Origin of the sequence: Streptomyces sp. NBC_01454 (genome assembly GCF_036227565.1) — a bacterium.
Lineage (GTDB): Bacteria > Actinomycetota > Actinomycetes > Streptomycetales > Streptomycetaceae > Streptomyces.
The window spans coordinates 2,804,058-2,817,413 of sequence record NZ_CP109460.1 but is presented as its reverse complement, the minus strand read 5'-3'; the positions used below and the strand labels follow the sequence as shown (position 1 = coordinate 2,817,413).

Genomic DNA, 13,356 nt, shown 5'->3' with positions numbered 1-13,356 from the left:
CCCCGGTGGAAGAGGCCGTAGGGTGACCGCCACGTACCCCGCCGACGCGCGGGCGCGCGCCAGGTACGCTGCCGTACTGCTGTCGAGGTCACCCGCATCAGGAGGCACAGCCCACGTGAGCGCGATCCCCCCGGGCGCCGGCCCCCGATCCCCCTCCGGACCCCGTCGTACGGGCCGGTCGGCGCTGGTCGGGGCCCTCTGCGCGGCACTGGCCGCGGCGCTGACGGGCTGCGGCGGCGAGGACCCGGACGCCGGCACCAACGGGGTGGGGAAGCTGCCCGCCACGAAGATCGAGGCCAAGGCGCGGGCCGCGGCCCAGCGCGCCGGGACGGTGCACCTGTCCGGCAACGTCGTCAGCCAGGGCCGCACCTACAAGCTCGACATGAGCCTGGCGAAGGACGGCGCCAAGGGCGAGCTGACCACGAAGGCGGCCGCCTTCCAGCTGCTGCGGGTCGGCGACGCGCTCTATCTGAAGGCCGACGCGGCCTTCTGGGCCGGCGAGAAGGGCGGCGCCTCGGGCACCTCCGGCCGGGCGGCGAGCAAGCTCGACGGCAAATACGTCAAGGTGCCCGCCGCGGACCCGGTCTACAAGCGCTTCAGCGGCTTCACCGACAAGGACACGCTGCTCACCGGCCTGCTCGCGCTGCACGGCAGCCGGACGGCCGGTGACCGCAGCGACATCGACGGGGTGCGCACCGTCCGGGTGACCGCCGGCGCCGGCGCGGGCGGCACCCTGGACGTCTCGCTGGAGGGGACGCCCTACCCGCTGCGGCTGCAGCGCGCCGGCGGGGCGGGTGTGCTCCGGCTCGACGACTGGGGCAAGCGCGTGGACCTCCAGGCGCCGGACAAGGGGCAGGTCGTGGACTACGGCAGCAAGATCTGACGGAAGGGCCGAGCGGGCCTCAGCCCTTCCGCCCCCGCCGCAGCAGCTTCGGCAGCGCGGCCGGGGCGGGCCGCCGGGTGATCGCGGGCGTGGCCAGCGGCGGCGCCGCGTGGGACTCCTCGGGCATCCGGCCGGGGCGCTGCCTGGCCTCCCCGGTCGGCTCCAGGCGCAGCACCCGGCACTCACGGGCCCAGCGCTCGGTGAGGGTGTCCGCGTCCGGAGCGTTGAGCCGCTTGCCCTTGAGCTCGTCGACCGCGGCCCGCCAGGCCTCGCTCTCCGGCGCCGGCTCGACGACCCGGGCCTGCCAGACGATCAGCCGGCCGCCCTTCTCCTTGCTGCGGACGGTCACCGTCGCCGGGCCGCCGTCGGTGAGCCCGAGGCCGGCCAGCGGCTGCTCGCCGGGGCCGTCCCCGACGAGACAGGCGGCGCCGTCGAGCCACAGGTGCCACAGCGCCCGGGACGGGCCCGCGCTCCCGCGCACCCAGATGAGGCCGGACTTCTTCGTGGCCTCTTCGATGAGCGCCCGATCCTGCAGGGCCTGCGACACGGTCTCCGTCATACGGACCAGCCTAATGGCCCCGTCCCGCGCCGTCCGGAGCCGCCCGGACGGCGAGCTGCCGGGGGGTGGCCGCCGGCCGGGTCACAGCCACCCGTTGCGCTTGAACCCCCGGCGGATGCCGAAGCAGATCGCGACCGTCGCCAGCAGCACGGCCGGGTAGCCGAACTTCCAGTGCAGCTCGGGCATGTAGTCGAAGTTCATGCCGTAGATCCCGGCGATCATCGTCGGGACGGCGAAGATCGCCGCCCACGCCGTGATCTTGCGCATGTCCTCGTTCTGCGCGACGGCCGCCTGCGCGAGGTTGGCCTGGAGGATGGAGTTGAGCAGATCGTCGAAGGACAGCACCTGCTCGTTGACCCGCGCCAGGTGGTCGGCGACGTCCCGGAAGTACTTCTGGATGTCGGCGTCCACCAGCCGCATCGGACGCTCGCTCAGCACCTGCATCGGCCGCAGCAGCGGCGACACCGCACGCTTGAACTCCAGTACCTCACGCTTGAGTTGGTAGATCCGCCCGGCGTCGCCGCCCTTGGGGGAGCCCTTGACGCCGGCGCCCTTGCCGGTGGTGCCCGAGCTGAAGACGTCGATCTCCACCTCGTCGATGTCGTCCTGGACCGCGCCGGCCACCGCCATGTAGCCGTCGACGACCTGGTCGGCGATGGCGTGCAGCACCGCGGACGGCCCCTTGGCCAGCAGCTCCGGGTCGTCCTGGAGCCGGTGCCGCAGGGCGCGCAGCGAGCCCTGGCCGCCGTGCCGCACGGTCACGATGAAGTCCCGCCCGGTGAAGCACATCACCTCGCCGGTCTCCACGACCTCGCTGGTCGCGGTCAGCTCGGTGTGCTCGACGTAGTGGACCGTCTTGAAGACCGTGAACAGGGTCTCGTCGTACCGCTCCAGCTTGGGCCGCTGGTGGGCGTGCACGGCGTCCTCGACGGCGAGCGGGTGCAGCCCGAATTCCTGGGCAATGCCGGCGAATTCGGCCTCGGTCGGCTCGTGCAGCCCGATCCAGGCGAAGCCGCCCTCGGACCGCACCGACGCCATCGCCTCGGCGGGCGAGACGTGGTCACTGACCCGGCGGCCCTCGCGGTACACGCCGCAGTCCACGATGGCGCTGTTGGCGCAGCCCTTCGTGGACGCGTCGTAGGGGTAAGGGGAGTCGTCGCGGCGCCGGGCGGGACGGACGGCGGCACGCAGGTCACGGATCATCGACATGGCAGGCTCCTTCACGGGCCGGCCGTCAGCTGCGGGCGCGGGGCGCAACGCTGCCCGGAACGTGGACGTACGAGGCGTCATCGGCCGTACGTCCGCAAAGCGGGCGGCGCTCCGTGCGGGGGTACTGACGGCAGTTCGCAGAAAACACGGAACAAAGAGTCGAAGGCGCTCTTCCGTCATCTACTTCCGGCGCAAAGGTGCTTCCCTGGTTTCGCCGCTGGACGGCGGGGTACGGAAGCTCTCGGATCAGGAGATTCGCTGCGCGAGGGGGATGACAGGAGAACTATCGGTACTGCACGGTCGACTCGGATCCACCGCAGCCCCACCTCCTCCGGCCGGTCCCCGTTGGGGGACGACGTCATTCCCTGACCAGACGGCAAGGCTATCAGCCGCCTGCTGCCCTGCTGCGCCGCTTTGCCTGTTCCATACGAAGAACGGGGGCGCCGCGGAGCACCTCATGGACGGGCGCCGACGGACTGGGCGACCGGCCTATGCTCACGGCATGTCTGACGTTCTTGAGCTGGTCGAAGCCCGGTTGCGCACCACTCTGGGCGAGCCGGACGCACGCGCCGCCGTCACGTTTCTCGGGACCGACCGTATCGAGGTCCTCCGCTTCGCGGACAGCGGGGTGGTGCGTTACGCCACGCTCGGGATGTCCGCACAGCCGATGGCCGACCCGACGGCCGTCCTGGCCGACCCGCTGCGCGGACCGCGCGCCGAACTCCTGCTGTCCGTGCGCGCCGGCCGTGCGGACACCGACAAGGTGCTCCGGCCGCTCGCCGTGCTTGCCGCGTCGCCGCAGGTGGAAGGGGTCGTCGTGGCGCCCGGTGCGTCGCTCGACGTGGGGGAGCCGCTGTGGCCGGGGGCGGCCTTCACCTCCGTGCTGGTCGCCTCGCCCGGGGGTCTCGTCGAGGACCTCGCGCTCGACGGGCCGAGGGAGCCGGTCCGATTTCTGCCGCTGCTGCCGATGACGCCCAACGAGGCCGCCTGGAAGCGGGTGCACGGCGCCGAGGCCCTGGAGAAGCGCTGGCTGGAGCACGGCACGGACCTGCGGGACCCGCAGCGGGCGGGCGTGCCCCTCGACTGACCCGCGCTCCGGTGCGCCCCGTCCGTCCTCGGTGCTGACCGGACGGGGCGTCAGTTTCCGTGCCGGGCGCGGTGCGCGGCGCCCGGTCCGGTTCAGCCGGCGAGGGCCGTGACGCCGCCCTCCGTGGCGTGCCGCGGCGCCGGCGCCCGCTCCCCGGTCGCGGTCAGCGCCCGGCGGCGGACGGCGACGGTGAGCGCGCCGGCCACCGCGGCGGCGGCCGCGATGACGAAGGGGACGTGGACATCGGTCCACTCCTCGATCCTGGGGGCGAGGAACGGCGCGGCGGCCGCCGCGAACCACCGCACGAAGTTGTAGCCGGCGCTCGCCACCGGGCGCGGTGCCGGCGAGACGCCCAGCGCCAGTTCCGTGAAGACGGTGTTGTTCACGCCGATGAAGGCACCGGAGAGCACCGTACAGACGACGGCGGTGGTGTGGTCGCCGTAGCCCAGCACCAGCAGGTCGGCGGCGAGCAGCAGCAGCGATCCGCCCAGCACCGTCAGCGAGCCGAAGCGGTGCTGCAGCCGGGGCGCCACGAGCACCGAGAAGACCGCGAGCAGCACGCCCCAGGCGAAGAAGACACCGCCCGAGGCGTACGGCGACATGTTCAGCACGAAGGGGGTGAAGGCCAGCACCGTGAAGAACGCGTAGTTGTAGAAGAACGCGGAGACGGCGGTCGCGGCCAGTCCGCCGTGGCCGAGCGCCCTGACCGGGTCGAGGAGCGAGGTCTTCCTGGCCGGCTTCGGCTGCTCCTGGAGGAAGGCCGTGATCGCGAGGAAGCCGACGGCCATCAAGGCGGCGGTGCCGAAGAACGGGTATCGCCACTTCATGTCGCCCAGCACGGCGCCGAGCAGCGGCCCGCAGGCCATGCCGAGCCCCAGCGCCGACTCGTACAGCAGGATCGCCGCCGCGTTGCCGCCCGCCCCTCGCCCGCCGCCCGGGGCCGCACCGTCGCGCGAGGCCCCCGGGGGACGCGCGGCGCCCACGATGACCGCCAGCGAGGTGGAGACGAACAGGGCGTTGCCCAGGCCCCAGCCGGCCCGGAAGCCGACCAGTTCGCCGACCGACCCCGACGTACCGGCGAGCGCCGCGAAGACCACCACCAGCGCCAGACCGGCCAGCAGCGTCCGGCGGCCGCCGATCCGGCTGGAGACGAAGCCGGTGAGCAGCATCGCGCAGGCGGTGATCAGGAAGTAGGAGGTGAAGAGGAGGGAGACCTGGCTGTGGGTGGCGTGCAGGCCCCCGGCGATCGAGGGGAGGATCGGGTCGACGAGGCCGATGCCCATGAAGGCCACGACCGAGGCGCCCGCCGTGGCCCAAACGGCCTTCGGCTGGCGCAGGACGGAGGCGCCGCCCCGCCCGGACGGATCGTCCGCGCCGCGGTGGCCGCCGCTGTTCGTGCCGCGCATGCTGCGGGTCCCCTTTCTGTCGCCGGTGGTCCGTGGCCGGTCGCCGGTGGTGCGTACCGCGTCCGGGGCGCCCGTACGGCCCGCCCGAGATCGTTGTCGTTTACACACAATAAGTTAGACGCGCTAAATGGTGCAAGAGGCAACTACTCTTGGATGGGCCGGGGTGCGCCGGAGCGAGCGGCCAAATACGCGGCGCGGCAGGTGATTCGGGGCACACCGGTGGGGTGATCGTCCTTGACGCGGCGGCGGGGCTGGAGGACCGTGGATCCCTATGAGGGGCGAACCCAGTTGCCCGAAGTGCGGAGGCCGGGTGAGGGCGCCCGGTCTCTTCTCCGACACCTGGCAGTGCGAGAAGCACGGGGGCGTGCATCCGCTCCAGCCGGTCGTCCCGCCGAGCGTCGAGGCGCTCGGCGTCGTCGTGCACCGCGCGCAGGTGCCCGTCTGGATGCCCTGGCCGCTGCCGGTCGGCTGGCTGTTCACCGGCGTGGCCTGCGCCGGCGACGAGCGCAGCGGCGGCCGCGCCACCGCGGTGGCCTGCTCGGGCCCCGGACCGCTCGGCGGCCCCGGTGAACTGCTCCTGATCGCCGAGGAGCTGGGCGTCGGACTCGGCGCGCGCTATGCCGGGATCGACGGCCCCGACCCCGGCCCCCACATGTGCGTGGACACCGCCCCGCACGGCAAGGTGCTCGCCGCCGGCCGCCCGACCCCGCTGTGGCACGTCGACCACGCACCCCCGGACCGCGCCGTCTTCGCGGGCGAGGCCCGCGGGCTGTGGCTCTGGGCGATCGCCTGGCCCGAGCAGTCGGGGCTGCTGCTGTACGACGAGCTGGTGCTGACGGATCTGCGCGAGGCCGGCGCCGAGGTGGATCTGCTGCCGTGCGGGGCGCTCTCCCCGCGGATCCTGGGCTGACGGACGGCCCGCGCGCACGGCCGGGCCGCCGCACCGTCGGGGCGCCGTCCGGCCGCCCGGTATCCTTCTGAGGTCCCCCTAGGGTGTACCCGTACCCGATGTCCCCCCGGGTCTCGTCCCGTGTCCGTCCCGCAGCAGTCTGGAGTCCGCGTCGTGCGCATCGATCTGCACACCCACTCCACGGCGTCCGACGGCACGGACACCCCCGCCGAGCTGGTCCGCAACGCCGCCGCCGGTCTGGACGTCGTCGCGCTGACCGACCACGACACCGTCGGCGGGCATGCCGAGGCGCGTGCCGCGCTGCCCGAGGGGCTGACGCTGGTCACCGGCGCCGAACTCTCCTGCCGGATCGACGGCGTGAGTCTGCATCTCCTCGCCTACCTCTTCGACCCCGAGGAGCCGGAACTCGCCCGTGAGCGGGAGCTGGTGCGCGACGACCGGGTGCCGCGGGCCCGGGGCATGGTCGCCAAGCTGCGCGACCTCGGGGTGCCGATCACCTGGGAGCAGGTCGCCCGGATCGCCGGGGACGGCGCCGTGGGCCGGCCGCACCTCGCCACCGCCCTCGTCGACCTGGGCGTGGTCCCCACCGTCTCCGACGCGTTCACCTCCCAGTGGCTCGCCAATGACGGCCGGGCGTACGTGGACAAGCACGAACTCGACCCGTTCGAGGCGATCCGGCTGGTCAAGGCCGCGGGCGGGGTCACCGTCTTCGCGCACCCGCTGGCCGTCAAGCGCGGCAGCTGCGTACCCGAGCACGTGCTGGCCGAACTCGCCGCGTCCGGACTCGACGGCATCGAGGCCGACCACATGGACCACGACGCGCCGACCCGCGCCCGGCTGCACGCCATGGCCGCCGACCTCGGCCTGCTGGCCACCGGCTCCAGCGACTACCACGGCAGCCGTAAGACCTGCCGCCTTGGCGAATACACCACCGACCCCGAGATCTACGGCGAGATCGTGCGCCGTGCGACCGGCGCCTTCCCCGTCCCCGGCACCGGCGGCTGACCCCACCGCGGACCGCCCGGCGGCACGCTTGCGCGCGCCCTCGTCCTCACCGGCCCGGACAGCGCACCCGGCGCCCCGTCTCTCTCCTCCCTTCTCTCCTTCCGTTCTCTCCTTCCGTGCTCCTCACGGACCCGCGCGCTGCGCCCTGCCCGTGAGCGCTTGTCCCGTACCACCTCTCGCAAGGCCATCACCGTGTTCGACGTCGCCGTCTTCAGTACCCTGTTCGTCACCCTCTTCGTGATCATGGACCCGCCCGGGATCACGCCGATCTTCCTGGCCCTGACCTCCGGCCGCCCGGCCAAGGTGCAGCGCCGGATGGCCTGGCAGGCGGCCGCCGTCGCCTTCTGCGTCATCGCCGTCTTCGGCCTCTTCGGCCGCCAGATCCTGGGCCGGCTGCACATCTCGACGCCCGCGCTGATGATCGCGGGCGGGCTGCTGCTCCTGCTGGTCGCGCTGGATCTGCTGACCGGGAAGTCGGAGGAGCCGACCCAGACCAAGGACGTCAATGTGGCGCTGGTGCCGCTGGGCATGCCGCTGCTGGCCGGTCCCGGCGCGATCGTGTCGGTGATCCTGGCCGTGCAGCACGCGCACGGCGCCGCCGCCCAGCTCGCCGTCTGGACGGCGATCGCGGCCATCCATGTGGTGCTCTACCTGGTGATGCGGTTCTCGCTGGTGATCATCCGGGTGATCAAGGACGGCGGAGTGGTCCTGGTGACGCGGCTGGCGGGCATGATGCTCTCCGCGCTCGCCGTGCAGCAGATCATCAACGGCGTGCTCCAGGTGATCCAGTCGGCCTGACGCCCGGCGGGCCGGACAACCCGGGTCGGACAACACGGGCCGGACAGCACAGTGCCCCCGTACACACCGTTGCGTACGGGGGCGCTGCGCTGTCCGCGGGCGGCCGATCGGGCCACGGCCGGCGGATCCGCCGCATCGGGCGGCGGGGCAGGTATCAGCGGGCGGCGGTGTCGGCCGGGCGGATGTAGATGCGCTGGCCGGTGGCGGCGGCCTGCTGCACTATCCGGTTGACGGAGGCGGCGTCCACGACGGTGCTGTCCACGGCGGAGCCGTTGGCATCGTCCAGGCGCATGATCTCGAAGCGCACAGTGCTTCTCCCTTCGTCTGATCCTCCTGTGGAGAACTGCTGAGTACGGGAGCCGCGCGGCGTCGCTGCCGTGCGCTCCCGATACGTATAACGACGTGCCCAGTGCAATCATTCCCTACGCTAAGGAAAAATTTCGACCGTCTAAATACGGCCACCGGGGGACGCGGTTGTGCCCGGAGAGTGACCGCCCGGACAATGGGTCCCGTATGAACGACGTCCAGCCCACGGGCCCCTCCGACCTCACCACGCTCACCGCGGGGATCGAGCGCACCAACGAGCTGCTCACCCGGGTGCTCGCCGAGGTCGCCACCACCCCCTCCACCCATGCGGCCTTCGTGGACGCCGGCTATGTCTATGCCGCGGCGGGGCGGCTGGTCGCCGGCACGGAGGACCGCAAGGCCTTCGACCTGGACGCCGAGGGCATGATCGAGGCCTTCATCGACAAGGCCCGGATGATCTTCCCGGACAGCCGGCTGCTGCGCGTCTACTGGTACGACGGCGCCCGCCGCCGCATCCACACCCAGGAGCAGCAGCGGATCGCCGAGCTGCCCGATGTGAAGGTCCGGCTCGGCAACCTCAACGCCAACAACCAGCAAAAGGGCGTCGACTCCCTGATCCGTTCGGACCTGGAGTCGCTGGCCCGGCACCGCGCGATCACCGATGCGGTGCTCATCGGTGGCGACGAGGACCTGGTCTCCGCGGTGGAGGCGGCGCAGGGCTACGGCGCGCGGGTGCATCTGTGGGGCATCGAGGCCTCCGGCGGCCGCAACCAGGCCGAACCGCTGCTGTGGGAGGTCGACAGCGCCCGCACCTTCGACCTGGAATTCTGCAAGCCGTACGTCACCCGCCGGGTCGGGGCCGAGTACGGCGAGGCGGCGGTCGGCGAGGGGCCCGCGCCGCAGCGCGAGGAGGTCCGCTTCGTCGGTGCGCAGGTCGCCGCGCAGTGGCTGGCCGAGCGCGGCCGGGGGTGGCTCGCCGAGCTGCTGCCCGGCCATCCGTATCTGCCCGGCGCGGTCGACCAGGAGCTGCTGACCACCGCGGAGGCCCTGCTGCGGCACTCCCTGCGCAGCCATGCCGATCTGCGGCGGGTGCTGCGCGACGGCTTCTGGGAACACGTCCAGGGGCAGCGCTGACCGGTGCCCGTCCGGGGGAGGGCCCGCCGGCGGGCGCCCGTCCCGGCCGGCCCGCGCCGGGTCAGGCCCGGGCGAGAAGCTCCCGCAGGCGGTCGAAGAAGCCCGCCCAGCCCGCCTCCGCCTGCCGGTACTGCTCGGCGGTGAGATGCCCGCCGAGCTGCCGGAACGCCATTTCCGTACGGCCCTGGAGATCGGTGAGGGTGACCCGGACGATCTCGCCCTCGGCGCCGTCCGGCGCGGCCGAGTCGCGGACCGTGAACTCCAGTCGCTCCGGGGCGGCGACCTCGCGGTAGACACCGGAGAAGGGCAGCTCACTGCCGTCCGGGGTGCGCATCACCAGGCTCCAGACGCCGCCCGGCCGGGCGTCCATCGTCATCCGGCCGACCGGGACCTCCAGCTCCCCGCCGAACCAGTACGCGAAGTGCTCGGGCGTCGTCCAGGCCTCGAAGACCAGCTCGCGGCGGGCGTCGAAGGTCCGGTTGAGCGCGATGCCGTGGGGGCCGCCCTCGTCATCGGCCGGGGGGGTCGCCGGGTTCTCGGTCATGGTCGGGCCCTTCCTGTGCAGCCGGTGGCGGCCGGGCGCCGGTGCCCTTCCGTCTCTTCGATGCTCGCCGAACCACCCGGTGCTGTCCTGGTGACACGGTCCGCCCGGCCCCCGCGGCCCGCCCCGCGCTCAGCCCACCCCGCTCCAGAACCCGGCGAGCGCCTCGGCCGTCTTCTCCGGCCGCTCGGCGTTGGGGGAGTGCTCGGCGCCCTCGATGACGGTGCGCCGGGCGGAGAGCCGCTCGGCCATCTCGTCCATCGACGACACCGGCCAGGCGTAGTCGACGGTGCCGGACACGACATGGGTGGCCAGCCCCGTACCCGCCAGCTCCGCCACCCGGTCGGGCTCCGCCAGCATCTGACGGCCGGTCGCGATCAGCTGCTCGGGGACGGTGTTCAGCCAGCGGCGGTGCAGGAACGCGCCGATCTCCGGGGGCGTCGCCGCGTCCGCCGCCTCCGGGGGGTCCAGTGCGCGCATCGCCCGCCAGACGCTCTCCATGTCGAGCCCGCCGAGCGCCTCGATCAGCATCCGCACCCGGGCCTGCTGGGACGCCGCGATGGCGGCGGGCCCGGAGCTGAGCACGGTGAGCGAACGGAACGGGGCCGCGTCCAGCAGCACCGCGGCCCGGGCCACCAGCCCGCCCAGCGAGTGCCCCAGCAGATGCACCGGCCCGCTGTCCGGCTCCCGCAGGGCCCGCGTCTGGGCCAGCACATCGAGGGCCAACTCCCTTTGTGCATACGCCTGTTCCTCCCGCGGGCCGGGGGATTCGTGCTGGCCGCGGCCGTCCACCGCCACCGCCCGGAACCCGGCCGCTGAAAGCGGCGCCAGCAGCGCGAGGAAGTCCTCCTTGCTGCCGGTGAATCCGGGCACCAGCAGGGCCGTCCCGATCGGCGCGGCATCGGGCCGGGCATCGTGCACGGCGAACGAGCCGCGCGCGGTGTCGAGTCGGTACGCGCGGGCGCACGGGGGCAGCGTGAGGACGGTCGGCCTGCTCATGAGCCGAGGTTATCCGGGCGGGGCGGCGAACCGGGCCAGGACGCCGAACGACCCGGCCCCGCGGGAAGCGGGGCCGGGTCGTCGGACCGTGCGTGCCGGCGGTGGCCGGCCGGGCGTCAGCTCTCGGTCGTCGCCTCGGCGACGGCGGCCTTGGCCCGGGTGCGGCGGCGCACCGGCTTGGCCTCGGCGGCCTCGCCGGCCTCCGCCACCTCCGCGGCCGGCTTGGCGGCGGCCTTGCGGGTGCGCTTCGGCTTGGCCGGGGCGTCCTCGGCGGCGGGTGCCTCCACCACGGCCTCGGCAGCCTTCGCGGCGGCGGTCTTCCGCGTGCGCTTGGGCTTGGCGGGCGCCTCGACGGCGGCCTCGACGGTGTCCACCGCGGCCTCGGCGGCCTTGGCGGCGGCGGTCTTCCGCGTGCGCTTCGGCTTGGCCGGAGCGGCCTCCGCCTCGACGACGGGCTCGGTCACGGGCTCCGTCACCGCTGCCGGCGCGGTCGCCGCGGCGGCCTTGGTGGCGCCCCGGGTCCGGCGGCGCGGCGCGGCCGGCGCCTCGGCCGGCTCGCTCACCGCGGTGGCGACCGAGGTCGTCTCGGCGGTGTCGACCGCGGTCGCGGCGGCCTCGCCGGCCTCCGGACGGGCGGCGCGGGTACGGCGGCGGCGCGGCTTGGCGGGCGCCTCGGCAAGTGCCTCGGCGGCCGGAGCGGGCGCGGCGGCCTCGGCCACCGCCTCCGCGGCGGCCGGCGCGGGCACCGCGGCGGACTGGCCACCACGGGTCCGGCGGCGCCGGCGCGGCTGGCGCGGCTCGGCGGCCTCCGTGCTCACGCTGTCCTCGGCGACGGCCGGCGAGCCGGCCGTCTGCGCCTCGGCGGCGGAGTCGTCCGGCGTCGTGCCGCCACGGGTCCGGCGGCGCTGCCGCGGGGTACGGGTGCGCGCGGGACGCTCTTCCTCGACGACGGTGCCCCGGCGGGGCCCGCGGCCGCGGCCGCCGGTCTCGCCCAGGTCCTCGACCTCTTCGGCGGCCAGCCCGGCCCGGGTCCGCTCGGCGCGCGGCAGCACGCCCTTGGTGCCCGCGGGGATGCTCAGCTGCTCGTAGAGGTGCGCCGAGGTGGAGTAGGTCTCCTCCGGCTCGTCGAACGCCAGGTCCAGCGCCTTGTTGATCAGCTTCCAGCGCGGGATGTCGTCCCAGTCGACGAGGGTGACCGCGGTGCCCTTTGCGCCCGCGCGGCCGGTACGGCCGATGCGGTGCAGGTAGGTCTTCTCGTCCTCGGGCGACTGGTAGTTGATGACATGCGTCACACCCTCGACGTCGATACCGCGGGCGGCGACGTCGGTGCAGACCAGGACATCGACCTTGCCGTTGCGGAAGGCGCGCAGCGCCTGCTCACGGGCGCCCTGGCCGAGGTCGCCGTGGACCGCGCCGGAGGCGAAGCCGCGGCGCGCGAGCTGGTCGGCGATGTCGGCGGCGGTCCGCTTGGTACGGCAGAACACCATCGCCAGGCCCCGGCCCTCGGCCTGGAGGATGCGGGAGACCATCTCCGGCTTGTCCATGGAGTGGGCCCGGAAGACGTGCTGGGCGGTGTTGGCGACGGTCTGGCCCTCGTCGTCCGGCGCGGTGGCGCGGATGTGCGTGGGCTGCGACATGTAGCGGCGGGCCAGGGAGATGACCTGGCCGGGCATGGTCGCGGAGAACAGCATCGTCTGGCGCTTGGCCGGCAGCAGCTGGATGATCTTCTCGACGTCGGGCAGGAAGCCCAGGTCGAGCATCTCGTCGGCCTCGTCCAGGACCAGGCTCTTGACCTGGGAGAGGTCCAGCTTGCGCTGGCCCGCGAGGTCGAGCAGCCGGCCGGGCGTGCCGACGATGACGTCGACGCCCTTCTTCAGCGCCTCGACCTGCGGCTCGTAGGCACGGCCGCCGTAGATGGCCAGCACCCGGACATTGCGCACCTTGCCGGCGGTGAGCAGATCGTTGGTGACCTGCTGGCACAGCTCGCGGGTGGGCACGACCACCAGGGCCTGCGGCGCCTCGGTCAGCTGAGCGGGCTGCGCCCGGCCGACCTCGACGTCCACGGGGACCGTGACGCGCTCCAGCAGCGGCAGGCCGAAGCCCAGCGTCTTGCCCGTGCCGGTCTTGGCCTGGCCGATGACGTCGTTGCCGGAGAGGGCGACGGGGAGCGTCAGCTCCTGGATGGGAAAGGGGGAAATGATGCCGACGGCTTCTAGGGCCTCGGCCGTCTCGGGGAAAATCCCGAGGTCTCGGAACGTAGACAGAATCTTGCCTCTTCTGTGAGACGCGGCGTGAGGCGGCGAAGGGGGTCGTACCGCACCGTCGTACGGAGTTCGTACGGGGCCGGCCTGAAACAGCCGGTGGGGCGGGACCACTGCCAACGCTCAGGCACTCCTGCCGCGAGCGGTGTCCCTCCTGCGGTACGCACGTTTCGTACGCGTCGCAGCAGAGGGCGGTCGGTTTGGAGCCGATCGGGCCACCGACCGGGCATCCGCTTCGTGGAACGACCCACCGATACT

The 13,356-nt window shown here is 73.4% G+C and carries 13 protein-coding genes; 6 read left to right on the top strand and 7 right to left on the bottom strand.

The genetic code is table 11. The features are described from left to right. Positions 1-115: 115 nt before the first annotated feature. Positions 116-883 carry a hypothetical protein gene (locus tag OIU81_RS12155; protein WP_329146710.1) on the top strand — a complete coding sequence of 256 codons (768 nt, stop codon included), beginning with the start codon at positions 116-118 and terminating at the stop codon, positions 881-883. A gap of 19 nt (positions 884-902) precedes the next feature. On the opposite strand, the gene OIU81_RS12150 is transcribed toward OIU81_RS12155, so the two are convergent. Further along, positions 903-1,442: a hypothetical protein gene (locus OIU81_RS12150; RefSeq protein WP_329146708.1), complete on the bottom strand. Its 540-nt coding sequence runs from the start codon at positions 1,440-1,442 to the stop codon at positions 903-905. Between the two features lie 81 nt (positions 1,443-1,523). Beyond that, positions 1,524-2,651, bottom strand: a complete 1,128-nt coding sequence (locus tag OIU81_RS12145; protein ID WP_329146706.1) for a magnesium and cobalt transport protein CorA — start codon at positions 2,649-2,651, stop codon at positions 1,524-1,526. Positions 2,652-3,153: 502 nt separating this feature from the next. On the opposite strand from OIU81_RS12145, the gene OIU81_RS12140 reads away from it, so the two are divergent. Then, positions 3,154-3,738, top strand: a complete 585-nt coding sequence (locus OIU81_RS12140; RefSeq protein ID WP_329146703.1) for a suppressor of fused domain protein — start codon at positions 3,154-3,156, stop codon at positions 3,736-3,738. A gap of 92 nt (positions 3,739-3,830) precedes the next feature. On the opposite strand, the gene OIU81_RS12135 is transcribed toward OIU81_RS12140, so the two are convergent. After that, positions 3,831-5,144, bottom strand: coding sequence for an MFS transporter (locus tag OIU81_RS12135; RefSeq protein ID WP_329146702.1), 1,314 nt, complete (start codon positions 5,142-5,144; stop codon positions 3,831-3,833). Between the two features lie 271 nt (positions 5,145-5,415). Between OIU81_RS12135 and OIU81_RS12130 the strand changes: the two genes are divergently transcribed. The 3 genes from OIU81_RS12130 (at position 5,416) to OIU81_RS12120 (ending at position 7,857) form a co-directional block, all read left to right on the top strand. Next, positions 5,416-6,054: a DUF6758 family protein gene (locus OIU81_RS12130; RefSeq protein ID WP_329146700.1), complete on the top strand. Its 639-nt coding sequence runs from the start codon at positions 5,416-5,418 to the stop codon at positions 6,052-6,054. Positions 6,055-6,207: 153 nt separating this feature from the next. Then, positions 6,208-7,059: a PHP domain-containing protein gene (locus tag OIU81_RS12125; protein ID WP_329146698.1), complete on the top strand. Its 852-nt coding sequence runs from the start codon at positions 6,208-6,210 to the stop codon at positions 7,057-7,059. Positions 7,060-7,251: 192 nt separating this feature from the next. Next, positions 7,252-7,857, top strand: a complete 606-nt coding sequence (locus OIU81_RS12120) for a MarC family protein (RefSeq protein ID WP_189104599.1) — start codon at positions 7,252-7,254, stop codon at positions 7,855-7,857. Between the two features lie 154 nt (positions 7,858-8,011). On the opposite strand, the gene OIU81_RS12115 is transcribed toward OIU81_RS12120, so the two are convergent. After that, entirely contained in the window at positions 8,012-8,164 is a 153-nt protein-coding gene (locus OIU81_RS12115; RefSeq protein WP_329146695.1) for a hypothetical protein, read from the bottom strand. 206 nt (positions 8,165-8,370) lie between these two features. Between OIU81_RS12115 and OIU81_RS12110 the strand changes: the two genes are divergently transcribed. Further along, positions 8,371-9,297 (top strand): NYN domain-containing protein, encoded by a 927-nt coding sequence (locus OIU81_RS12110; protein WP_329146693.1) that lies wholly within the window; start codon positions 8,371-8,373, stop codon positions 9,295-9,297. Between the two features lie 61 nt (positions 9,298-9,358). Here the strand turns inward: OIU81_RS12110 and OIU81_RS12105 are convergent, their stop codons facing one another. The 3 genes from OIU81_RS12105 to OIU81_RS12095 form a co-directional block, all read right to left on the bottom strand. Next, entirely contained in the window at positions 9,359-9,841 is a 483-nt protein-coding gene (locus OIU81_RS12105) for an SRPBCC family protein (protein ID WP_329146690.1), read from the bottom strand. Between the two features lie 129 nt (positions 9,842-9,970). After that, positions 9,971-10,837: an alpha/beta fold hydrolase gene (locus OIU81_RS12100; RefSeq protein ID WP_329146688.1), complete on the bottom strand. Its 867-nt coding sequence runs from the start codon at positions 10,835-10,837 to the stop codon at positions 9,971-9,973. A 116-nt stretch (positions 10,838-10,953) separates the two neighbouring features. Then, complete coding sequence (locus OIU81_RS12095; RefSeq protein ID WP_443074133.1) at positions 10,954-13,212, bottom strand: DEAD/DEAH box helicase; 2,259 nt, start codon at positions 13,210-13,212, stop codon at positions 10,954-10,956. Between the last annotated feature and the right edge of the window lie 144 nt (positions 13,213-13,356).

Bases quoted from the DNA above. Each gene is read 5' to 3' on its own strand.
- OIU81_RS12150 (WP_329146708.1), bottom strand. From the start codon at position 1,442: ATGACGGAGACCGTGTCGCAGGCCCTGCAGGATCGGGCGCTCATCGAA.
- OIU81_RS12145 (WP_329146706.1), bottom strand. From the start codon at position 2,651: ATGTCGATGATCCGTGACCTGCGTGCCGCCGTCCGTCCCGCCCGGCGC.
- OIU81_RS12140 (WP_329146703.1), top strand. From the start codon at position 3,154: ATGTCTGACGTTCTTGAGCTGGTCGAAGCCCGGTTGCGCACCACTCTG.
- OIU81_RS12135 (WP_329146702.1), bottom strand. From the start codon at position 5,144: ATGCGCGGCACGAACAGCGGCGGCCACCGCGGCGCGGACGATCCGTCC.
- OIU81_RS12130 (WP_329146700.1), top strand. From the start codon at position 5,416: ATGAGGGGCGAACCCAGTTGCCCGAAGTGCGGAGGCCGGGTGAGGGCG.
- OIU81_RS12110 (WP_329146693.1), top strand. From the start codon at position 8,371: ATGAACGACGTCCAGCCCACGGGCCCCTCCGACCTCACCACGCTCACC.
- OIU81_RS12105 (WP_329146690.1), bottom strand. From the start codon at position 9,841: ATGACCGAGAACCCGGCGACCCCCCCGGCCGATGACGAGGGCGGCCCC.
- OIU81_RS12100 (WP_329146688.1), bottom strand. From the start codon at position 10,837: ATGAGCAGGCCGACCGTCCTCACGCTGCCCCCGTGCGCCCGCGCGTAC.